Source organism: Pseudoalteromonas sp. bablab_jr010, assembly GCF_016464105.1.
In the GTDB taxonomy this organism is placed as follows: Bacteria; Pseudomonadota; Gammaproteobacteria; order Enterobacterales; family Alteromonadaceae; genus Pseudoalteromonas; species Pseudoalteromonas simplex.
Genome location: NZ_JACDWV010000029.1, coordinates 47,579 through 70,041 on the forward strand (window position 1 = coordinate 47,579; position 22,463 = coordinate 70,041).

Below are 22,463 nucleotides of genomic sequence, written 5' to 3' on the forward strand. Positions count from 1 at the left end.
TTTATTGCCATAAAAAAGCAGCCCACTCGGGCTGCTTAAAACTTATAGCTTAAAGCTAAATACTTTTAAAAAGGCAAATAGATTTGCGCGCTGAGGCCACCTTCTGGGCGATTAAGTAGTTGTACTCGGCCGCCGTGCATATCGACAATACGTTTAATTATCGCAAGGCCTAAGCCACTGCCTTCGCTACCGCGAGCGGCATCACCTTGTTTAAACGGTTCAAATACAGTTTCAAGTTCGCTTTCAGGGATCCCCGGGCCATGATCGTTAACCACGACCATAGCAAACTTTTTATTACTGCTCACGCGGGTTTCAACCTCTATATCACCATCTGAATAGCGAATTGCGTTTTCAATCATATTAGTAACAACACGCTTTATTGCCACCATACTCACTGGCACTTCACTTAAGCTCGGATTCTCTTTAAAGGTAATAGTGCGGTGATGTTTTTGTTCAGCTTCGACAACTTCTGAAACAATCGCGTTTAAATCTTCTAGCTCAAGTTCTTCACGTTTGTGGTGGCGTAAATATTCAATGAATTGGTCGATAATGGCATTCATGTCTTCAATATCATGAATGATCCCTTCACGCAGGTAATCTTCATCGTCCGACATCATTTCGGTGGCAAGGCGAATACGTGTAAGCGGCGTACGCAAGTCATGAGAAACACCTGCCATTAATAACCGACGGTCATTCTCAAGGGCAGCAATACCACGCGACATTTGGTTAAACGCACGGGTTACTTCAATGACTTCTGTAGAGCCTTGCTCTTCTAGCTTGGTAGAAAAGTCACCCACCCCTACTTTAACAGCGGCTTGTTGCAGTGCCTTTAAAGGTCTATTTAGATGGCGGGCAAACAACCACCCACCGAGTACACTTAAAAAGCCAATACTCGATAAATAAAAGGTTAAGAATTTTAGGTTGTTTTCTTGCAGGCCGGTGAGCGGCACGCGTACCCAATAACCCGGTGCTTGTGGAGCTTCAACCCAATAAACAAGTGGGTCGGTTTGGCTAATACGTACCCGAGCAGAACCATTGAGCTCTTTCGACATGCTTCGCGATAGCATTGAGTACTCACGAGTTTCAGCCAAACCCTGACTCATTGCTTGGCGCTGGGTCATGACCTCGATGCCGGTGATCTCAAAAAACTTATCAGAAGCTTCCTTGCTAACCTCAACCCCTTCTTCCCATTCAATAAACACGGTTTTCACCTGTTTAGATAGGATCAGGTTTACTTGTTCTATAGTTGGTTTAACAACATAAAAACTGACCGTAATATAAGAGACAATTTGATTGATTAACAGCAGGGCTGCAACCAAAAATACCGTTTGTCCAAACGCACTACGTGGAAACATGCCCATTACTGTTATTTTTCACCGTCTGGCACAAATACGTAGCCTAAGCCCCATACTGTTTGTATATAACGTGGATTCGCGGCATCCACTTCGATCATCCGGCGTAAGCGTGAAACCTGCACATCGATACTGCGCTCAAGCGCACTGTAATCTCGGCCGCGCGCTAAGTTCATCAGTTTATCGCGACTAAGCGGTTCACGAGGATGAGTCACTAACGCTTTTAATACCGCAAACTCACCACTGGTTAACGACATTGTTTTATCACCATGGCTCATTTCGCGGGTCGCAAGGTTTAGTGTGAAGTCACCAAAGCTAATTTCGTTTTCTTCGGCAGCAGGCGCACCCGGCACTTCTTTCGCACGACGACGTAAAATTGCTTTAATACGCGCTAACAGTTCACGTGGGTTGAATGGTTTTGGAATGTAATCATCAGCACCAAGCTCTAAACCGATTATACGGTCAACTTCATCGCCTTTGGCTGTAAGCATTACAATTGGAATGTCATTTTCTTTTTGACGTAAACGACGGCAAATTGATAACCCATCTTCACCTGGCAACATTAAATCTAATACTATCAAATGGAAGTTTTCGCGCTCTAATAAGCGATCCATCTGCTCTGAATTTGCTGCTGAGCGAACAATAAAGCCTTGTTCTACAAGGTAACGCTCTAGCAAACTTCGTAAGCGCATATCGTCATCAACAACCAATACTTTTGTCGTTTCGTGTCCCATAACTTTCATTCTTTTTGTAATATGTTACTTATTAATATAAATGAAAAAGTTAAGAATAAAAAACGAATTACGCGCTTAGATTGTTACTGAACATTTCAAAATCCCACTCGACAAAGGTAAAAGACTTTTATACCTTGCGGCTGGTTTTCTTTTTAGGCTGAATAAAATGGCAAAGACAAATTTAATAACCCGAGAAGGGTATCAGCAATTACAACAAGAACATGACTACTTATGGCATGAAAAGCGCCCTGAAATTACCAAAATTGTGACTTGGGCAGCAAGCTTGGGCGACCGTTCTGAAAACGCAGATTATCAGTTTAATAAGCGTGTTTTACGACAGATAGATCGACGTGTGCGCTATCTTCGTAAACGCATGCCAGATCTTAAAATTGTTGACTACAACCCACAGCAAGCAGGAAAAGTGTTTTTTGGTGCTTGGGTCGAAATTGAGAATGAACAAGGCGAAACAAAGCGCTTTCGTATTGTCGGCCCCGACGAAATTTACGAGCGCAAAGATTACATTTCGATTGATGCACCTATGGCTCGAGCGCTACTTGGCAAACAGGTTGATGATGACTTTTCGGTGAACACACCTGAAGGCGCAAAAGAATGGTATATCAATGAGATAACTTATCCGGATGCGAAATAACTTTTGCCAGAAAATTCAGAAAGCGTTAATTAGTGATTGTTTAGTCTAAAAATGTGATCTATAACTAAAGTTACTCAAGATAAATCATTACTTGAGTCTTAGAAGGTAGTAAGTATGTCAAACGCAATACAACGCATAATGAATAATGCCATTGTATTCGCACTATTAATTAGTGTGAGTTTGATATCTTATGCCAGTGATATAGAGAGCCATTCAGACAGTGTTACGCCAACCGCTCACTTTATTGCGTGTGATAGTGCAGACCCTGCTAACTTAGATACCGACCTCGATAAACATACTCCTGCGTTCATCACTAATGTAGCCCAACCACTGCAAGATGCACCTGTTGTTTCGTATGTTCCCCCTTGTAATAAGGTGTCTGTTTATAGCGCGCACCAGCGAGGACCACCTGCTTTTTAATTAACTCAAATTTTCTATTTCAGTTTTATTAAAATGTATGGTGATCAAAATGAATAAATTCAAAGAATTACGTCTTCAAGACATTTCTAATGGTGCTTTATCTAATACTGTAAACGAAGTTGAACCAACCCTCGACTTAACTTCTCCAGCGCTAAAAGTATTAAATAGCTTTACAAGCAAAGACCCTGTGCGAGCACATCATGATTTGAGTATTGTCGATGCACTTAAACAAACCAGCAGTCGTTGTTCTGACTTTATTTTAGTCGTAGATAATGACGAAAAGCTTATTGGTATTACTTCAAGTGCTGACTTACAAAGCTCTAAAATCATGATTCTTGCTCAGCGCCTCAATTTACATCGCAATGAAGTTACTTTGCAGCATGTAATGACACCACTTAGCAGCTTAGCTGGTGTAAGCTTACAAAGTATTAGCTATGCATGCATTGGCGATGCACTGCAAACTATGGAACACCAAGGTATGATGTTCCTTTTAGTAACCAGCGCTGAACATGAAATTTGTGGTTTGATTTCAGCCCGTGAAATTGCTAAAAAATTACATATTCCTGTTAATATCAACCCAATTGCTAATGGCTTCAGCGAAGTATTACAGCAGGTTGATCACCCGCACTAAGCGTTAAAACCCGCGTTGTGTAAGACTATTTTTGCAGGCCTTAAAAGCAGTGCTTTTAAGGCCTTCTTATTGTGATATTATTCAGGCAATTAATCTTCAGTTTTACTGATTTTCTATTTTTAAAAAGGGTTATGCATGAGCAATATCTCTGCACGCTTAGCAACTGAGCTAAGTGCCCAGCAACCACAAGTTGTTGCTGCAATCAAATTACTTGATGAAGGTGCCACAGTTCCTTTTATCGCCCGCTATCGTAAAGAAGTAACTGGTGGCTTAGATGACACGCAATTACGTTTACTTGAGCAGCGTTTATCGTATTTACGTGAATTAGAAGAGCGCCGCAGCTTTATCCTTAATACTATCGAAGAGCAAGGCAAGTTAACTGCTGAGCTAAGTGCTGATATTAATAACGCTGACAGTAAAACTGAGCTTGAAGATTTATATCTGCCTTTCAAACCTAAGCGCCGTACAAAAGGACAAATTGCCATTGAAGCGGGTATTGAGCCGCTTGCCGATGCGCTATTTAACAACCCTAGCCTCGACCCTGAACAACAAGCAAGTGACTACATTAATGCTGATGCAGGCTTTGCAGATAATAAAGCGGTACTCGATGGCGCTAAATTTATCTTAATGGAGCGTTTTGCAGAAGACGCCAAACTACTTGCTAAATTCCGTAGTCATATCGCACAACATGGTCAGATTGAAAGTACTGTAATCGCTGGTCAAGAAAATGAAGGCGTAAAGTACCGCGACTACTTTGAGCATCAAGAACCACTAAAAAAAGTACCATCACACCGTGCACTTGCTATGCTGCGTGCGCGTAATGAAGGCGTGTTACAACTTAGTATCAACCCAGAGCCTGGCGCAGAAAATCCGGCGCAAGTGTGTGCACAAATGATTGCCGATCATTATCGCTTAGATGTTAGCAATTCTGCTGCAAGTAGTTGGTTAATGGGCGTAGTGCAATGGGCATGGAAAATTAAGTTAAGCCTTCACCTTGAGAATGAATTTTTAGGTGCAATGCGCGAAAAAGCAGAAACCGGCGCAATTGACGTTTTTGCTAAAAACTTAAAAGATTTATTAATGGCCGCTCCTGCAGGTCCACGTACTACGTTAGGTCTCGATCCTGGCCTGCGTACTGGTTGTAAAATTGCCGTTGTCGATAGCACTGGCAAGCTGTTAACAACACAAACGATTTTCCCGCACGCACCACAAAATCATTGGGATAAATCACTTCGTACTCTTGAGCAATTATGCCGCCAACATAAAGTTGAGCTAATCGCTATTGGTAATGGTACGGCTTCACGTGAATCTGACAAGTTAGTAGCTGAACTGATTAAAGCCAACAGCGAACTTAAACTCAATAAAATTATGGTCAGTGAAGCGGGCGCTTCTGTTTATTCAGCGTCTGAGTTTGCCGCCAATGAATTCCCTAACCTTGATGTTTCACTACGTGGTGCTGTGTCTATCGCGCGCCGCTTACAAGACCCACTTGCTGAGCTGGTAAAAATTGAGCCTAAATCAATCGGTGTAGGTCAATATCAGCACGATGTATCGCAAAGCCAACTTGGTCAAACGCTAACATCTGTGGTTGAAGACTGTGTAAACTCAGTGGGTGTAGACTTAAATATGGCGTCGGTGCCGCTATTGACTCGCGTGTCTGGCTTAAACAAAACATTAGCGCAAAATATTGTTAGCTACCGTGATGCGAATGGCTCATTTAGCAAACGCTCTGAGCTTAAAAAAGTTGAACGTTTAGGTCCAAAAGCCTTTGAACAAGCGGCCGGTTTCTTACGTATCAGTACAGGCTCAGATCCTCTTGATAACTCGTCAGTTCACCCTGAAGCCTACCCAGTTGTTAAGCGTATCTGCGAGAAGAACAGCTTAGATGTTAACAGCCTAATTGGTAACTCTGACATCCTAAACAAGCTCGTTGCGAACGACTACACAGACGAAAAGTTTGGTTTACCAACGGTTACCGACATTATCAAAGAACTTGATAAACCGGGCCGCGACCCGCGTCCTGAGTTTAAAACAGCTGAGTTTAAGGCTGGCGTTGAAACCATTAATGACCTAAAACCGGGTATGATTTTAGAAGGTGTCGTGTCTAACGTTGCTAACTTTGGTGCCTTTGTTGATGTGGGTGTACACCAAGACGGTTTAGTGCATATTTCTGCTATTACGAACAAGTTTATCTCTGATCCACGTGAAGTGGTTAAAGCGGGCGATATTGTAAAAGTAAAAGTAGTTGAAGTAGATGCTGCCCGTAAACGTATTAGCTTTACCATGCGTTTAGACGATGATGTTGATACCAGCAATAAAGCCGCATCAGCTAGCAAACCTAAGCCAGCTGCGAAAGCGAAAAGTGCACCTAAACAAAAACGCGAATTTGGCAATGTTGCCATGGGTAATGCCTTTGCTGATGCATTTGCCAATGCAAAAGTGAAAAAATAATAGGCTGTAGGCATAAGTCGAAAAAAACCGCGTAAGTGTAAACTTACGCGGTTTTTTATTTTAGAAACTTAAATAAAAGCAGAGAACTGATTTTGATTAGTTGGCGAGGTCGCTGCTTGATAAAAATTAGCAATACGTGCAGCGCGCTCATCTACTTCAACGTCACGCTTTGCTGTTTTGGTTTCGCTAGTTTGAGTAGCGCTATCTTCACCATACTCACTGTTTATTTTGAAGGTCGATTTACCTGAATCAACATCGCCATCGGCTGATTGACTGGCGAGCTCAGCTTGCGCTGCCATCAGCTTTTGCGTGGCATCTGCGGCAATTGAACGATCAGCACTCGAAGGCTCTTGTGGTGCAAGTGCTGCAGCACGCACCGTCTGCATTTTTTCAATTGTGGCTTTTGGGTCGCCTTCAATTACAGCAACATCAATTTGCACCTCGCCGCCCACAGCATAGTTCGTACCATCAGGACCGCGTTGATATTCATAGCTTGGTGAGCCCGCATATTGCCCCCCCACTGATGCATGAGCTTGCTCATGAATACGTACTTCGGTATCGCGGGCTTTTAGCTCTTTAATTTGCTCAGCATCTTGCTGCTCTTGCTGGGCAACCTTTTGCTCTTTTTGCTGCTCTTGTTTAGCTTCTTGTTGTTCTTGCTCTGATTGTTCAGGCTCTTCTTGCTCACCACCTTGCTGACGTTCTTCAATCACCTTGTCTTCAGCCAGACGCCCTTTTGCATCATACGTACCCGCCTCAGAACCCGGCTGCTTGGTTTTGTCGCCATCATTCAGGGTTTTATTTTCTGCGTTACTCGGCTTGGTAGCGGCAGGTGGCGGGATCACTTCACGTAACTGATTATCACGGCGAGCACTTTCGGTGTGCACGTTCGCCGTGTTGATATTAATCGAAGGAAACGGAGTGACGATATTCATAAGTTTTAAACTTTAATATCTATTAATGTGCCGAGCACTTCATCAGCAGTCTGAATCGTGTTGATATTGGCTTTTGCATTAAACTCTTCAACTTTTAAGTTAACAAGCGACTCATCAATTGGGGCAGGTTGTGAAACTGGCGGAGTTACAGCTTCATTTGGAGTCGCCGCTTGTAATTGGCGTTGTTGAGCTAATTGGGCATCATCTTGCTGATCAATTGAGGCACGGCTAATCTCAGCGCTTGCCTTTTCGATACCTTGGCTTGCACGGTTATAACCTTCTACCGCATTATTAAAAACAGAACTGATTGGCATAACACCCTCCAACAGTGAGATCTACCCGGTAAGTATCGCTCATAAAACGAGCAAAATAAAGCTAAATCCCGCTATTTTTCTGGCCTCTCAGCGAGTTTTGCTTAACACATTGATTTCAGTGCTGATATAAATGCTGCTTTATGAGAAATAAAAGGCGCATGTGAAGCTTTATCTAAAACCTCGTATTCAAACTGGGGTTGTATGGCATGCATTTTTTCAATCGCACGATACGGTACTAATGAATCTAAGCGACCGAAAATACCACGCACAGGTACGCTAAGGTTAGCGAATAGTTCCCGTAAATCATCCTGCTGTAAAATGTCTAAGCCCGCACTTAAAGCTTGCTCTTGAGGCGCAGGGTATTGGTTTAAAAGTGCTTTAAGTTGCTTAATATCATCCCGAGCTGATTCACTGCCCATCGCTTGTATCGCCAAAAACCGTTCTATCGTTTTTTCTCTGTGACTAACTAGCTGATCTTTAAATGCATTTAATACGTCAGGTTTGATACCCGGCCATTCGTCGGTTTGCGCAAAAAAAGGCGTTGAGGCAACCAACACAACCTTTGCTACTTTGTCAGGCCAATGTGCTGCAATATACAAGGCAAAAAGCCCGCCCAACGACCAGCCAACAAGAATAGACTGATCATTTAGCTGTGTACTTAGTTGCTCAGCCGCAGCGTGCAAAGTGTAAGGTATGGGAATAGACTGTGCGTTACCAAAGCCAGGTAAATCGAGACAACGGACTTCACCATCATGAAAAAACTCAAGCTCAGGTTTGATCACTTGCCAAACCCCTTGGTTCATTCCCCAGCCATGTAATAGCACCATCTCATTTTGCATAATTTGTATTTCCCAACCACACTTAGCGCTCATAATAGCGTTTAAAGGAATGAATGCAATGTCTCACTTACCTCATGCCTTAAAACTAGGGCTAGACGCACTATTCCCCAACTTTTGCATTAGCTGCCAGAATCACATACAGGCTGATCAAGCTTTGTGTCAGTATTGTTTAGATGACCTTAATTTATTTGACCTTACACGCCATCCAAATCTGTTACACCGACCAGATATATGTGATGCATTTCCTGATAGTAATTTTGACCATTTAATTGCCTGTGCGTGGTATCAAGCACCTTTTAAACTTTGGCTCAAGCAATTGAAATTTAATGACCAACAATATTTTCGTGTGGCACTACAACAAGTGATAGGGAAACAGCTGCAATTAGCTCGTCAAGTTAATGCAAATTGGCCCGACCTTTTTATTGTGCTGCCTCTGCATAATCAACGCTTTTTAGCACGCGGCTTTAATCAGGTAAGCCAAACTTGGCTGCCTGTTTTAAAAAACCAGCAATCTACTGTTAGCTCAGCTCTTTACAAGCAAAAAGCAACCAAAGCACAATCACAGTTAAGTAAAGCGAAAAGAGTTAAAAATCTACAAAATGCATTTGTTTGTCAGCAAGATTTAACAGGGAAAACCGTGGCAGTTGTTGATGATGTGATGACCTCTGGCGCAACTTTAAATGCTGCGACAGAAGCCATAAAAAATGCAGGGGCGAAGCAAATATGGGCTATGCTCACTTGCCTAACAGGGTTAGGCAACCTGCATTATGATTAAGTGTGATTATTTATCACCAGAGGCATGAAAGGCATTACCAAAAAATAAGGCATTGCTTAGTAATCGACTCGTGCCGTACCAGTAACCACGGAATACTGGGTTATCTGTCATGCCTATCACACTGCCTTTGCCATATGAATGCGCAATGAGGCCAGCAGCACCCGCTACTTGCTCTACGTTTACGTCATCAGTAAAGCCAGCTAAAAGCGGTTTATCTGTGTAAGTAAGCACATTAACAAATGGAGCATCTGACTTCTCAAGTAGCCAAGTGCTATTCTTAAATACAGGTAATGTATTACGGTTCAGCGAATACGTAAGTGGGTGAGATAAATCTACAGAGGTATTAAAAATTGCGCCGGCAATACGCTGACGGCCTGCTAAGTGATCTTTATCAGCATAGCTAAGCCCTGTGGTATCAAAGGCACTCGCTACATCACGACGAGATAAGTAATTGGCTTTTAGTAGCTGCTGATCGGCTAAGAACTTAGCACCGCCTTTGTGACCCCAAATAACACCGCCTTTACGCACCCACGACTTAATAGCCACTTTAGTCGCATCATCAAGACGATTGAAATTTCCGTGCGCTAAAATAATATGGCTGTAGTTTTCAAGGTCGATGTTACCTAAACGTTCCATTTCGATAATGCTTGGCGCTGTACCAACAAAACGATCTAAGTAGTACCACACTTCTCCCAGCTCATACTGGCTAGTTCCTTGACCACCCACTAGCAATACTTTAGGCGCTTTCACAACCGCCATTGCACGAGAACCTAAATCAGCCCCCTTCACCGTTAAGCCCGAACTAATGGGTGTAATTTCAATGCCAAACTCATTCTGTGCTTGGTTTAAATAACTAACCCAGTTGCTATCAGTTTGCAGACCAGCAGGAACAAGAATACTACCTGGCTCAAAAGCGATTTCACCTGATGGTGTTTTTGCTGTTAGTGGGCTTAATGCCACACGTGCTTTCACGCCTTGCTCGAGTAAGCTATTAAGCATTTTTGGCGCTAGGTAGTCATCCCATTTGAATGCGTAAGCATAGCTTTGCGGTAATGCTGCAAAGCTTGACTTAACACTTTGCTGCCAAGGCATTTTTGCCACATTTAAACCCCAGTTGCTGCTTACCTTTGCAAATTCTAGGTTGAAGGCATGAGCAAGTGTCCAGCCAGATACATCATAAAACGTATTATCAACAAAACGCTGCTGCTCACTGAAAATTGCTTTAATTAAACGAAATTGTGGCTGTGCTAATGGCACATAATAGCTTTGCTCAGAAAAGCTTTGACCGTTTACTTTTAACGGCTCTTCTAACATGTACGCATTGATTTGATGTTGTCTAAGTAAATCAAGGAAGTATTGCATGCGGCTGTGATCAGCGCCGCCTTTAACTACATACCCTTTAAAGTCTTCATCACCAGCAAGATCAACTGCTTTGTTGTAAAATTTTGCTTGATAATCAAGTAAGTCTGTACGGTTATCAATCGCTGCTTGGAATGTCGATAAGCTAGTTAATAACTGATTTTTAATTGTAAACGGGAAGCTTAACGGACCGTTGATCGTTTCTTGTAAGTGACCACGCGAGCTCGCTTGTTCAAATAAGATGCCTACACCGCCATTGACGTCTGGGTAAGTTGAGCCTTTACCATAGTAAAAGTCATCAAAGCTTTCTTCAGTGAAGTAAAGTGCGTTGTGCTCATCAAGTGTCTTTGCATGATAGTTTGCAATTGCTTTAGTCAGCGTGACATTTTCTTCAGGCGTGATTGGGTGCTTACGAGTTGGGATCCCTGGTTGGAAAAAATAAGTGCTGTTTGGGCCCATCTCATGGAAGTCAGTTAGGATATTCGGTTTCCATTGGTGAAACTGTGCAATACGTGCACGTGATTCAGGATGTTGTAGTAATAACCAGTCACGGTTTAAATCAAACAAGTAATGGTTAGTACGGCTACTAGGCCAACTTTCGATATGTTCACGAGTTTGCGGATCTGATGATAACTTCATGCCACGGTTGCTGTTTGCCCAATTAGCAAAACGCGCTAAGCCATCAGGGTTTAATGACGGGTCGAGTAAAATAACCGTGTTGTTAAGTAAGGCATCGATTTCTGGGCCCTGTGCTGCAGCAAGGTAATACGCAACCAGCAACGATGCATTGCTACCTGATGATTCATTACCGTGAACACTGTAACCCATCCAAACAACCGCAGGCTGCTTGCTTGAGTCACTCGCTTCACCATTTAGGCGAGCTAAGTGAGCCTTACGAATTTGCTCAACTTGGCCAAGTTTGTCGGACGCTGTAATTGTTAGCATCACCAATGGACGCTGCTCATGGGTGCGACCGATTACTTTAAAATTCATTCGGTCACTTTTTTCAGCAAGAATTTGCATATATTGCACAAGCTGATCGTGACGTACATGCCACTCACCCACTTCGTAGCCTAACACCTGTTCAGGAGTCGGAATACTTGGGTCAAATTTCACATCTTGTTCAAAGTAATAAGAAAGTGGTTTTGCTAATGCGCTAACGCTCACTAGCATGGTTAATATTGTTATTATGAAACGCATAGATAGCACCCGTAATTATTTGATGTTTTAACGCTACCATTCGATAAAATAGATGCAACTTTTTACGCTCAACACTGGCGACAACACGATGAGCGGAGTATGATACACAGTATCCGAGTAATTTAGTCAAGTATAGTCCGTTTTATGATCTCTATTTCTGAATCTGCACAATCTCATTTTGCTAAACTTTTAGCAGACCAAGCTGAACAAACAAACATTCGTGTGTTTGTAGTAAACCCAGGTACTTCGCAGGCTGAGTGTGGTGTATCTTACTGCCCAGAAGACGCCGTTGAAGCGACTGATATTCGTCTACCATTCAATGGTTTTGATGCCGTTGTTGATGCAGAAAGCGCCCCTTTCTTAGAAGAAGCTGAAATCGATTTTGTAACTGACAAAATGGGTACTCAGTTAACGCTTAAAGCACCAAACGCAAAAGCACGCAAACTTAGCGATGATGCGTCACTACAAGAGCGTGTTCAACACATGCTTGAAACCGAAGTTAATCCACAGCTCGCAAACCACGGCGGTCAAGTAAGCCTAGTAGAAATTACAGCTGACGGTATCGCGGTACTGCAATTTGGCGGTGGCTGTAACGGTTGTTCAATGATTGACGTCACACTTAAAGAAGGCATCGAGAAAGAAATGATCGCCAAGTTTGACGAAATCAACGGTGTAAGAGACATTACTGATCACCAATCTGGTGAGCACTCTTACTACTAACCGGTATCTAAAGCATGCTTAAAAAATGGGTATTTCGCTTAGGTAGCGATCCCAAATTAAGCTTAAAACGCTTTCTTCGCGGCCTAGCACTGTTTGTGCTAGCCGTGATTTTTATTGCCATAGGTTATTATGGGCCCGCACTATTTCAATTAATTGGCCTAGTCATACTCTCAGTGGCTTTATTCTTTGCTGGTTGGGGCTATTTAGGTATTTTTGCCAACCGCTTCGCGCAAGTTTTAGAGCGCTCTTCACCCAAAAATCACGACCCTGATTTGTGGAAGTAATTTAATCTAATAATTGCTGATTATTGACAATTTTACGGTAGCGAAACCACAGCGTTAACCCGCGCATCAGCATAAAGCTGGTCATCGCAAACCATAAACCATGATTTTGCCAGCTACTCACTAACCAAAACAGTCCAAAAAAGCCCACTAAAGCACTAAATAGCATAGTATTACGCATATCTTTAGCACGGGTTAAACCAACAAATATGCCATCAAATAAGAAGCAGCCCATCGCCGCGATAGGCAATATAATCACCCAAGGAAGGTAAACCGTTGCAAGACTGATAACTTCGGGCACATCGGTAAGTAAGCGAATAATTGCCTCACCAAATAATAAAAATATAAGGCTATAAAACAGCGCAAATAACCCGCCCCAAAATAAGCTCAAATTAACCCATAACTTAATCTGCTTAGCGCTGTGCTCACCTTTCGCTTTACCGACCTTAGCTTCACTCGCATAAGCAATACCATCAAGCGCAAAGCTCACCAACATTAAAAAGTTTAGCAATACGGCATTAGCCGCTAAAGTTGTTTCGCCGATCCGTGCGCCATAAAAAGTCATAAAACTAAAACACAGCTGGAGTGCAAGTGAGCGAATAAAAATATCGCGATTTAAGCTCACCAAATCAAGTAACTTAGCAATACTTAACCAGGCTTTCACGGCAAGGTTGACACCTTGCTTTTTGGCGAGCTGAGCAACTAACATAAGTGCAAAAGCAAGGGCGATATAATCAGCAATTAAAGACGCCCACGCAGCTCCAGCCACACCCCAATCAAGAAACACCACAAAATAAATATCAAGCACGATATTGGTAATATTGGTGATTAGTAATAAATAAAAAGGCCCGCGGCCATAATGGACACCTAGCATCCAACCAAGTAAAACCAAATTACATAAAGCAGCGGGCGCACTAAAAATACGAATAGAAAAATAGCTATTTGCTTGTTCTAAAACAGCTTCATTAGCATTTGATAAATATGCCATTAAGGATTGAATAGGTATACTCAGCGCTATTAATAACAGCGCAACCGCTGTTGCTAGTAACAAGCTGCGCTTTAATAGCTCAGCGAGCAAGGTATGATCGCTTTTACCATAAGCCTGGGCAACCAAACCTGTGGTACTCATGCGCAAAAAGCCTGCTAGCCAAAATAATAACGAGATAACTGCTGAGCCCAGCGCTATACCAGCCAAATAGTGAGCGCTTCCTAAGTGGCCGATTACAGCAGTATCAACTAAACCTAACATTGGCACGGTAATATTTGATAAAATCATCGGACCGGCTAATAACAGTAAACTTTTATGGTGTGCCTTATGACGTTTAAGAAAATGTTTCATGTAGTATTTGCAGTCCTGTTAGGTTTATCTTTGCGCGCCCATGGTGCAGTCATTCTACAGTATCACCACGTCAGTGAAAGCCTTCCTGCGGTTACCAGTGTCAGTAGCGAAACATTCACTGAACATATGCAATATTTAAAAGATAATAACTTTAACGTTATTCCATTAGATGAACTCATTACCTCATTACAAACAGGCCAACCGCTAACAGATAAAACCGTCGCGATTACCTTCGACGATGGCTACAAAAATAACTATGAAGAAGCAGCGCCCATCTTAGAAAAATTTGGCTATCCGTACACTATTTTCGTCAATCCCGAGCTAATTGATGAAGGCAAAAGCTATGTAATGACTTGGCAGCAGTTAAAGGAGCTATCGAAAAAAGGTGCCTTAATTAGCAACCATACGCAAATTCATAATTACTTACATCGCAAACAACCAGGCGAGAGTGAAGAAGCATGGCTTGCACGTACTAAAAAAGACATTTTATCTGCCCAGCAGCGAATTAAAGAAGAAATTGGCCATGATTATAAATACCTCGCTTACCCTTATGGCGAGTTTAATAATTCATTGCAACAACTAGTAAAATCGCTAGGCTTTGTTGGTATAGGTCAGCATTCGGGTGCTGTTGGTATCCACTCTGACTTTACCCGATTACCACGTTTTCCAGCATCGGGCTTTTATTCAAAGCTTGAAACACTTGCCACTAAACTCGACTCTCAAGCATTCACTATCAAACAGCTCACCTACTCAGATAGTGTGACAGACGAAAACCCACCTAGTTTAACGATGCAATTTGATATGCAGGACTTTCATAAAAGCCAGTTTGCTTGTTATGTATCAGGTATTGGTCAAGCTGATTTAACCTGGCTTAGTAAAGATACGGTGAAGATCACATCACCTGAAAAACTGAAAAAAGGCCGTTCTCGCTTTAACTGCACGGCCCCTTCTATCGCGAAGAAAGGCAGCTATTATTGGTTCTCTCAACCTTGGGTTATTGTACCTTAACTACTTGTTTTAGCATTTGCGCTGTGACTTTATCAAGGCGAACCACTTCATTAGCCGCATTGAGTTCGACTGCGGCTTTTGGCATGCCCCATACCACTGACGATAATTCATCTTGCGCGATGGTGTAAGCTCCTGCTTGATTTAATGCGAGCATGCCTTTTGCGCCATCGCTGCCCATACCGGTCAATAACGCAGCCACAACCGCTTTAGGGCAAGCCACAACCAAGGAGTTAAATAGCACATCAACCGCTGGGCGATGGCGATTAACCAACTCATTAGTATCAAGCTGGCAGTATAGGCCGCCTGCTTTTTTCACTACACTTAAATGCTGATCGCCTGGCGCAATGTACGCCCAACCTGACTGTAACTTATCGCCATGTTCAGCCTCCTTAACACTAATTTTGCAGGTTCTATCCATGCGCATCGCAAACGAAGTACTAAAAACCGGCGGGATATGCTGTGTAATCACTATCGGTGGACAGTTTTCTGGCATGCGCACAAGCACTTCTTTAATTGCTTCTGTTCCACCTGTTGAAGCACCAATTGCAAGTACACTATTGGGCTTAAATTGCAGTGCTGTTAAGGCGCTATCGTCTTCAATTTTTGTTTCTTTAAATGCACGTATTCTTGCACCTGCGGCTGTGCGTACTTTTTGATGAAGTAAATGTGCATATCGCTGCAAGTTTTCTGTTACATTGATAGTTGGTTTAGCAATAAAATCAACAGCACCAATTTCGAGGGCTTCCAGTGTAATGGGTGAGCCTTTTTGAGTCAGTGTTGAAATCATCACAACTGGCATAGGACGAAGGCGCATCAAGTTTTTTAAAAAGCTTAATCCATCCATTTTCGGCATTTCGATATCCAGCGTTAAGACATCAGGATTGAGGCGCTTAATTAAATCTCGGGCTTGATAAGGATCTTCTGCCGCGCCAACAACTTGAATGTCTTCTGCTTGCTCGAGTACTTCCTTGAGTAAACCACGGATCAAAGCAGAATCATCAACTATGAGTACTTTGATCATTTGCTCTCCTAAAATAATTCAATATCCGTTTCTGCATCTTGCTGTTCGATATCGTGTAGGTATTTGATTTCACGTTTTTCGAGCTTATCTGAATGCAGTTCACGCATTTTTTTTACTTGGGCTTTACCTGTTTGAGGATCAAACATCACCTTTCGGGGCCAAGGCCCACCGACATCATGAGATACTAAATCTAAACCTTCCTCAAGTATATAAGCATTTGCAAAACGAATGTTGCCAACACCAATATCAGTCATTGAGCGGATTATTTTCCCTCCGCCAAACAGTTTTACTTTGAGATTGCGCCTAGAAGCACCGTTTTTAAGGATTTCATTGATCAGATATTCCATTGCCCAGTTACCGTAACGACAATTAAGACTATGAGCATTACTAGGATCGACTCCTTTTTCTACAGGCAACATAAAGTGATTCATGCCGCCAATTCCTAGGCCTTCATCATAAATACATGCTGCAATACATGAACCAAGCACTGTCGTGATCAATTCATCAGTTTTAGAGACATAAAACTCGCCAGGTAATACCTTAGCAATTACCTTCCCACGACGATTATCCCAAAACCGTTTCACATGCTCAAAGCCAGATATAACAGGCCGGAAGTGACTATTCATGATCCGCCCCTTTGGTAAATAGTCTGGCCTAAGTTTTTAAATTCCTTATGATCCTTCCCTAATGTCTCTGAATGCCCTAAAAATAAGTAGCCAGTGTTAGTCAGTAAGTCGTGATAGCGTTTAAAAAGTTCGTCTTTGGTTGGCTTATCGAAATAGATAACAACATTACGACAAAAAATCACATCAAACGGTCCTTTCATAGGCCAGCTCTGTAATAAGTTTAGACGCTTAAAAAAAATGTTCTTTTGTAGTTCGGGCTTTACTTTATAAAGTTCTCCATCGTGGCTTTTCAAAAACCAGCGCTTAAGATGGCTTTTGTCTAGTCCATTCACATTTGCTGCGGTATAGGTGCCAGCCTGCGCTTTTGCGAGTACATTTGAGTCTAAATCGGTGGCTAAAATTTTCACATCCCAATCGGGTGGAAATAAACCATGCAATGTCATAGCAATCGTATAAGGCTCTTCGCCAGTGGAACAGCCAGCTGACCAGACCCTTACCCGCTTTTGTTTTGCATTACCAACCAATAGTTTTGGCACTATAGTATTTTTCAGGTAATTAAAGTGATGGGGCTCACGAAAAAAAGAAGTCAGATTAGTGGTTATAGCATTAATAAATTCACTGAACTCTTGCTCTTTATTCTCATCAAGAAAACCTAAGTACTCCCTAAAACTCTTTAGCTTGTGATGGCGGATACGTCTTGCTAAACGCGAGTAAACCATTTCACGTTTATGCTCCGCCAATACAATGCCACACGCATCGTACACCTGAGAAGAAATAGCCTTGAAATCATTATCCGTTAATAAAAACTCTTTCATGTGTTAGACCCTGCAGCTGTAACAGTCGGTGCAATTAACTTATTAGGATAAAGTCGGGAAGAGTTTAAAACTCTTCCCACTCGTCACTGGGATCAACAAAATTGTTGCCTTTTGGTGCCGAACGCACTGGTGAGCTTGGCTGTTTAGCTGCAGGCGCTGAACTAGCGCTGTTTGAAATATCAACTTCGTTATTTGATAACGAGAAGAAGTTTAACAAGCGGCGCATATCATTTGCTTGTTCAGCCATTGATTCGCCCGCAGCTGATGCTTCTTCAACTAAAGCTGCATTTTGTTGAGTCATTTCATCCATTTGAGCGATGGCTTTATTAACTTGCTCAATGCCAGAGCTTTGCTCTTCTGATGCTTGGGCAATATCAGAGATCATTGCCGTAACTCTTTGTACTGCTGTTACTATTTCTTGCAATGTTGAACCTGATTCATTAACAAGTAATGTACCATCTTCAACTTTGCCAACACTGTCTCGGATTAATTCTTTGATTTCTTTTGCTGCGGCGGCTGAACGCTGTGCTAAGTTACGGACCTCACCAGCAACAACAGCGAAACCTCGGCCTTGCTCACCTGCTCGTGCAGCTTCGACTGCAGCATTCAACGCAAGTAGGTTTGTTTGGAAAGCTATTTCATCAATCACACTAATGATGTCAGCAATTTTCTTACTCGATTCATTAATTGCCGACATGCTGGTTACGGCGCGATTGACAACTTCACCACCTTTTTGCGCTTTTGTACGCGTTTCTTCCGCAAGTTCATTCACTTCTTTTGCATTATCAGCATTTTGACGAACCGTACTGGTCATTTCTTCCATGCTTGATGCTGTTTCTTCAAGTGATGAAGCTTGCTCTTCAGTCCGTTGACTTAAATCTGCATTACCTTGCGAAATTTCTTCTGCACCACTGGCAACGAGCGTTGCAGAGGTATTAATGCGATTAATCACTTCAGTAAGCTTATCAGCTGTGGCATTTGCATCACGTTTTAACTTATCGAATGAACCTTGGTACTCTTGTTCTATTCGTTTTGATAAATCACCATTTGCCATGGCATCAAGCATATTGCCCGTGTCTTTTACTGCATCATCGACGATACTAACTAGGCTATTCAAGCCCTGCGCTAGACGTAAGAAGAATCCTTGTTTGCCCGCTTCTTCAACACGCGCTTCTAAATCACCATTCCCGGCAGCAGCAACAAGGCCTGCAATTTCTTTTTCAATCGCCACTTCAGCTGTTCTATCTTCCCACTCTACAACCGTACCAATTCGTTCGTTTTCTGGCGTAAAGATAGGGTTTGCAACTAATCCAAATGTTCGACCACCAACATATATTTCAGTGCTATATGTGCTACTCAGCTTCGCCAGCATATTGCGCTGATGTGCTGGGTTTTTATGGAACACATCAATATTTTGACCAATGAGGTTACTACTGTTGAAATTAGGTAAGTCTTTACGTAAATCACTTTCAGCTGCTTTCATCATATTTAAAACAGCTTCGTTCATGTAAATAATATTATTGCCGGCATCTGCAATCATGGTATTGGTTGCCACACGGTCTAACGCGCGTCGAACACGAAGATTCTCTTCTGCTTCACGTTTTTCAGCTTCCGCTTTTGCCACGCTATCAGTGATATCTTGCCATTCAACAATTGTTCCTAGACGACTTCCAGATACACTGAGCCACGGCGTTGCTATTAAACTAAATATTAAATCCGCAATTTTAAGCGTTGTTTTAAAAGGCTCGGTCAAGGTTCTTAGTACTTCACGCTGATGAGATGGTTGCTTATGAAAGTCATCAACACAGGTGCCAACTAAGCTATCAACCGAGAAGTTTGGCAGCACCTCTTTTAAAGCTTCTTCACGAAACTTAAGCATTTTTTGTACTTGGTCGTTAACAAAAATAATTTCTAGGTCATTATTAGCAATCATCACATTGGCTTGGCAGACCCGAAGCGCGTTTGACAGATCTGCATCACGCTTAGATTTTTTTTCTAGCTCTTTTTGCGCTGTAATATCACTGGCAAACTTAATAACTTTAACGACATTGCCATTACTATCAATAATTGGGTTATAGGTAGCTTGAATCCAAATTTCTTTACCATTTTTGGCAAACCGCTTGAATTCATCTGACATAAATTCACCTGTGCGCAAGCGCTGCCAGAACTGTTGGTATTCAGGACTTTGAGTTTCTTGGTCATCAACAAAAATTGCGTGATGTTGCCCTTGAATTTCTTCAAGTCGGTAACCCATGGCATTCAAAAAATTAGCATTCGCAGTGATTATGTTTCCACTTGGTTCGAACTCAATAACTGCCAGCGATTTGTTCAGTGCTGCAACAACTAAATCATTATTTGACTCAACGTTTTTAGGACTACTAAACCATCCCATACCCTTCACCTTCTTGTTAATCTACCCAATTAAATGTCCATTGTTTTTTGTAGGTCTAGTAACGCGACCATCTTTTCACCCACATTGACTAAACCCGCAACAAATTGAGTGTTGTCTGAGTCAGACAAGTGCGGCACCGCTTTCGCTTCATGCTCTGCAATGCTATAGACATCCGACACGGCATCAACCACGATACCCATAATTTTACATGTGCTCTCTAATTTAACTTTCAGTACAATAACGACAGTTAACGGTCCATAAGTGACAGCGGGCAAGCCAAAGCGCAGCCGTAAATCAATAATAGGAACTATAGTGCCGCGCAAATTTATAACGCCTTTAACAAAGTCAGGTGAGTTTGGAATTTCAGTAATTTCTTCCCAACTACGAATTTCCTGTACCGTAAGAATATCTACACCGTACTCTTCATCAGCCATGAAAAAGGTTAAAAACTGTTTAATATCTTCGTCTTGCCCGATATTCAGCTTACTTTGTAGGTCATCGTGCTCAACAATCATGACGCCTCCAAATTAGCTTTTGATTCAATAATTAACTCTTGGCTTCCTGGCTTCCTTAAGCCTGACAATTTAATTAAGCCGCTGATATCTATAATTAAAGATACTCTGCCATCTCCTAAAATTGTCGCTCCTGATACACCATCAACTTTTTGATAATTCGCCTCTAAACTTTTAATAACCACTTGTTGCTGTGATAATAAATCATCAACCAACAAACCAACTTTTTGATTATCGCTCTCAACAACAACCAACAAAGTTCTATCAAGCGTTTCTATCGCACCTTTGTGATTAAAAATATTGTAAAGCCTTAAAATTGGGATGTACTCATCTCTCAAACGAAGTACATCTAAATCTTTACCGACGCGACTGACTTTGCTGATATCAATTTGTAGTGACTCAATAATAGAAATGAGTGGAATAATGTATGTATGCTGGGCAACTTTAACCAATTGACCATCCAAAATAGCTAGAGTAAGAGGTAACCGGATGGTGAAGGTTGAACCGACACCTGGCGCTGAAGCCACCTCAACCGAGCCACTGAGCGCTTCGATATTACGCCTAACCACGTCCATACCAACACCGCGGCCAGATAAGTCACTCACTTGATCCGCTGTCGAAAAGCCAGGTAAAAAGATAAGCTCATTAATTTCGTTATCGTTTAAATCGTCATTTTCAGAGATCAAGCCATTTTTTATCGCCTTTTCTCTGATCTTTTGCGTGTTGAGCCCCTGACCATCATCCATAATTTCGATAACAATATTACCGCCTTGATGAAATGCATTAAGCGTCACAGTGCCAACAGGGTCTTTACCCGCAGCAACACGCTTATCAACTGTTTCTAAGCCATGATCTAAGGAATTTCTCACTAGATGCACCATAGGATCAGAAAGCTTCTCCATCACCGTTTTATCTAGTTCTGTTTGTTCACCAAGCAATTTAAGCTCAACTTGTTTATCCAACTTTTGCGAGATATCACGAACTAACCGAGGGAAGCGACTAAATACAAAGCTTATTGGTAACATGCGAATACGCATGACATTTTCTTGTAAGTCACGTGTATTATGTGCCAGTTGCGCTAAGCCCTCTTGTAACGAGGCGATGGTTGCTTCGGTTATTTCTTGCTCACCTAACTGGCTTAACATCGCTTGGGTAATAACTAACTCACCCACCATGTTGATCAATGAATCAACTTTGTCGATACCAACCCTGATTGAGGTTGACTCTGCATTGGCTGTGGTCGCTTTAACGGGTACTGGTTTTTTCGTATCAGTAGTTGGTTTAACTGGAATAGGCTCGGCTTCTTTCTTTGGTTCGACAACTGCTGTAGCCGTTTCAGTCGTTGTAATTTCTTCATCACCAAACAAGCCACCGCACAATGTGATAGCAATGTCAGCGTCATCCTCAACCCACTCAAAAATTTCTTCTATGCAACTTTGCTCTTTGTCTGTGGTTAAGAAAAAACGCCATGATAAGAAACAGTCTTCGGGGGCAAGGTTAGTAATATCGGGGACATCATCTTGAAAGGCTTGTGTTTCTAGCTCACCCAACTCAGCAAGTTCACTGATCATGTACAGTGGTTCATTGCCAGTTTTAAATAAATGATGATGGGGTTTGAAGTCAATTTGAAAGGTATTTTTTATGTTAGTTTCGTTACTAACTGCCTGCTGCTGAACAACTTTGCTCTTAGAGCGCATGCCCAGAATTTCTTCAAATTTAACCCGTAACTCATCAGCCTCTGTTAAGTCTGGCTGCTGCTCCGCTTGCAATGTTCTTAACAACGCTCTTAAGCAATCAACCGACTTGAGAAGGAGATTAACGTGTTCTGCGGTTAAGGTACGAGAGCCTTCACGGATTTGATCTAACAAAGTCTCAAGTACATGAGTAAAGTCAGCAACGGCGCTGAAACCAAAGGTACCACTGCCTCCTTTTATTGAGTGTGCAGCACGGAAAATTGTATTTATCGTTTCCAAGTCTTCTTCGCCTGGCACCAAGTTCAATAACTCGGCTTCCATTGCATCAAGACCTTCGAAGCTTTCTTCAAAGAAAACCTCAAAAAATTGGCTTAGATCTATACTCATGCCCCGCTC

General features: G+C 42.2%; 21 protein-coding genes. 8 read left to right on the top strand and 13 right to left on the bottom strand.

Translation table 11 applies throughout. The features are described 5' to 3' along the window. Positions 1-65: 65 nt before the first annotated feature. The gene (gene envZ / locus JIG37_RS00900; protein WP_138618428.1) at positions 66-1,361 is read right to left on the bottom strand and encodes a two-component system sensor histidine kinase EnvZ; all 1,296 of its coding nucleotides are present in this window, start codon (positions 1,359-1,361) and stop codon (positions 66-68) included. Between the two features lie 5 nt (positions 1,362-1,366). Continuing rightward, complete coding sequence (ompR, locus tag JIG37_RS00905; protein WP_054554428.1) at positions 1,367-2,086, bottom strand: two-component system response regulator OmpR; 720 nt, start codon at positions 2,084-2,086, stop codon at positions 1,367-1,369. Between the two features lie 166 nt (positions 2,087-2,252). On the opposite strand from ompR, the gene greB reads away from it, so the two are divergent. The 4 genes from greB to JIG37_RS00925 all read left to right on the top strand — a co-directional run bounded on the left by greB (position 2,253) and on the right by JIG37_RS00925 (position 6,237). After that, positions 2,253-2,735: a transcription elongation factor GreB gene (gene greB / locus JIG37_RS00910; protein WP_054562853.1), complete on the top strand. Its 483-nt coding sequence runs from the start codon at positions 2,253-2,255 to the stop codon at positions 2,733-2,735. Between the two features lie 114 nt (positions 2,736-2,849). Then, the gene (locus tag JIG37_RS00915; protein WP_194442662.1) at positions 2,850-3,155 is read left to right on the top strand and encodes a hypothetical protein; all 306 of its coding nucleotides are present in this window, start codon (positions 2,850-2,852) and stop codon (positions 3,153-3,155) included. 49 nt (positions 3,156-3,204) lie between these two features. Further along, the gene (locus JIG37_RS00920; protein WP_054554431.1) at positions 3,205-3,786 is read left to right on the top strand and encodes a CBS domain-containing protein; all 582 of its coding nucleotides are present in this window, start codon (positions 3,205-3,207) and stop codon (positions 3,784-3,786) included. Between the two features lie 135 nt (positions 3,787-3,921). Further along, entirely contained in the window at positions 3,922-6,237 is a 2,316-nt protein-coding gene (locus JIG37_RS00925; protein WP_054554432.1) for a Tex family protein, read from the top strand. 68 nt (positions 6,238-6,305) lie between these two features. On the opposite strand, the gene JIG37_RS00930 is transcribed toward JIG37_RS00925, so the two are convergent. The 3 genes from JIG37_RS00930 to bioH all read right to left on the bottom strand — a co-directional run bounded on the left by JIG37_RS00930 (position 6,306) and on the right by bioH (position 8,325). After that, entirely contained in the window at positions 6,306-7,172 is an 867-nt protein-coding gene (locus tag JIG37_RS00930; protein ID WP_199528407.1) for a putative metalloprotease CJM1_0395 family protein, read from the bottom strand. A 5-nt stretch (positions 7,173-7,177) separates the two neighbouring features. Further along, on the bottom strand, positions 7,178-7,486 hold the full coding sequence (locus tag JIG37_RS00935; protein ID WP_054554434.1) for a hypothetical protein: 309 nt from the start codon (positions 7,484-7,486) through the stop codon (positions 7,178-7,180). A gap of 101 nt (positions 7,487-7,587) precedes the next feature. Then, positions 7,588-8,325, bottom strand: a complete 738-nt coding sequence (gene bioH / locus JIG37_RS00940) for a pimeloyl-ACP methyl ester esterase BioH (RefSeq protein WP_187490153.1) — start codon at positions 8,323-8,325, stop codon at positions 7,588-7,590. A 58-nt stretch (positions 8,326-8,383) separates the two neighbouring features. Here bioH and JIG37_RS00945 point away from each other — a divergent pair, with 58 nt between their 5' ends. Next, the gene (locus JIG37_RS00945) at positions 8,384-9,100 is read left to right on the top strand and encodes a phosphoribosyltransferase family protein (RefSeq protein WP_199528408.1); all 717 of its coding nucleotides are present in this window, start codon (positions 8,384-8,386) and stop codon (positions 9,098-9,100) included. A gap of 6 nt (positions 9,101-9,106) precedes the next feature. Here the strand turns inward: JIG37_RS00945 and JIG37_RS00950 are convergent, their stop codons facing one another. Continuing rightward, a complete protein-coding gene (locus JIG37_RS00950; RefSeq protein ID WP_054554436.1) occupies positions 9,107-11,659 on the bottom strand; it encodes a M14 metallopeptidase family protein in 2,553 nt (850 codons plus the stop codon). Positions 11,660-11,803: 144 nt separating this feature from the next. On the opposite strand from JIG37_RS00950, the gene nfuA reads away from it, so the two are divergent. Together nfuA and JIG37_RS00960 are read left to right on the top strand one after the other, a co-directional pair. After that, complete coding sequence (gene nfuA, locus JIG37_RS00955) at positions 11,804-12,379, top strand: Fe-S biogenesis protein NfuA (RefSeq protein ID WP_054554437.1); 576 nt, start codon at positions 11,804-11,806, stop codon at positions 12,377-12,379. A gap of 14 nt (positions 12,380-12,393) precedes the next feature. Continuing rightward, on the top strand, positions 12,394-12,663 hold the full coding sequence (locus JIG37_RS00960) for a hypothetical protein (RefSeq protein WP_199528409.1): 270 nt from the start codon (positions 12,394-12,396) through the stop codon (positions 12,661-12,663). A 1-nt stretch (position 12,664) separates the two neighbouring features. Here the strand turns inward: JIG37_RS00960 and dinF are convergent, their stop codons facing one another. Beyond that, positions 12,665-13,999 (bottom strand): MATE family efflux transporter DinF, encoded by a 1,335-nt coding sequence (gene dinF, locus JIG37_RS00965; RefSeq protein WP_138618440.1) that lies wholly within the window; start codon positions 13,997-13,999, stop codon positions 12,665-12,667. Here dinF and JIG37_RS00970 point away from each other — a divergent pair. After that, positions 13,976-15,007: a polysaccharide deacetylase family protein gene (locus tag JIG37_RS00970; protein WP_228290611.1), complete on the top strand. Its 1,032-nt coding sequence runs from the start codon at positions 13,976-13,978 to the stop codon at positions 15,005-15,007. The two genes, dinF and JIG37_RS00970, sit on opposite strands and share 24 nt — an antisense overlap. Here the strand turns inward: JIG37_RS00970 and JIG37_RS00975 are convergent. From JIG37_RS00975 to JIG37_RS01000, 6 genes are all read right to left on the bottom strand, one after another. Then, entirely contained in the window at positions 14,994-16,028 is a 1,035-nt protein-coding gene (locus JIG37_RS00975; RefSeq protein WP_199528410.1) for a chemotaxis response regulator protein-glutamate methylesterase, read from the bottom strand. The genes JIG37_RS00970 and JIG37_RS00975 overlap by 14 nt on opposite strands. A gap of 8 nt (positions 16,029-16,036) precedes the next feature. Further along, a complete protein-coding gene (gene cheD, locus JIG37_RS00980) occupies positions 16,037-16,654 on the bottom strand; it encodes a chemoreceptor glutamine deamidase CheD (protein ID WP_054554441.1) in 618 nt (205 codons plus the stop codon). After that, the gene (locus tag JIG37_RS00985) at positions 16,651-17,469 is read right to left on the bottom strand and encodes a protein-glutamate O-methyltransferase CheR (protein ID WP_054554442.1); all 819 of its coding nucleotides are present in this window, start codon (positions 17,467-17,469) and stop codon (positions 16,651-16,653) included. Before JIG37_RS00985 ends, cheD begins: the two co-directional genes overlap by 4 nt. A 64-nt stretch (positions 17,470-17,533) precedes the next feature. Further along, complete coding sequence (locus JIG37_RS00990; protein WP_138601015.1) at positions 17,534-19,861, bottom strand: methyl-accepting chemotaxis protein; 2,328 nt, start codon at positions 19,859-19,861, stop codon at positions 17,534-17,536. Between the two features lie 29 nt (positions 19,862-19,890). Then, positions 19,891-20,376: a chemotaxis protein CheW gene (locus JIG37_RS00995; RefSeq protein ID WP_054554444.1), complete on the bottom strand. Its 486-nt coding sequence runs from the start codon at positions 20,374-20,376 to the stop codon at positions 19,891-19,893. Further along, positions 20,373-22,454 (bottom strand): chemotaxis protein CheA, encoded by a 2,082-nt coding sequence (locus JIG37_RS01000; protein ID WP_199528411.1) that lies wholly within the window; start codon positions 22,452-22,454, stop codon positions 20,373-20,375. Before JIG37_RS01000 ends, JIG37_RS00995 begins: the two co-directional genes overlap by 4 nt. Positions 22,455-22,463: the final 9 nt, after the last annotated feature.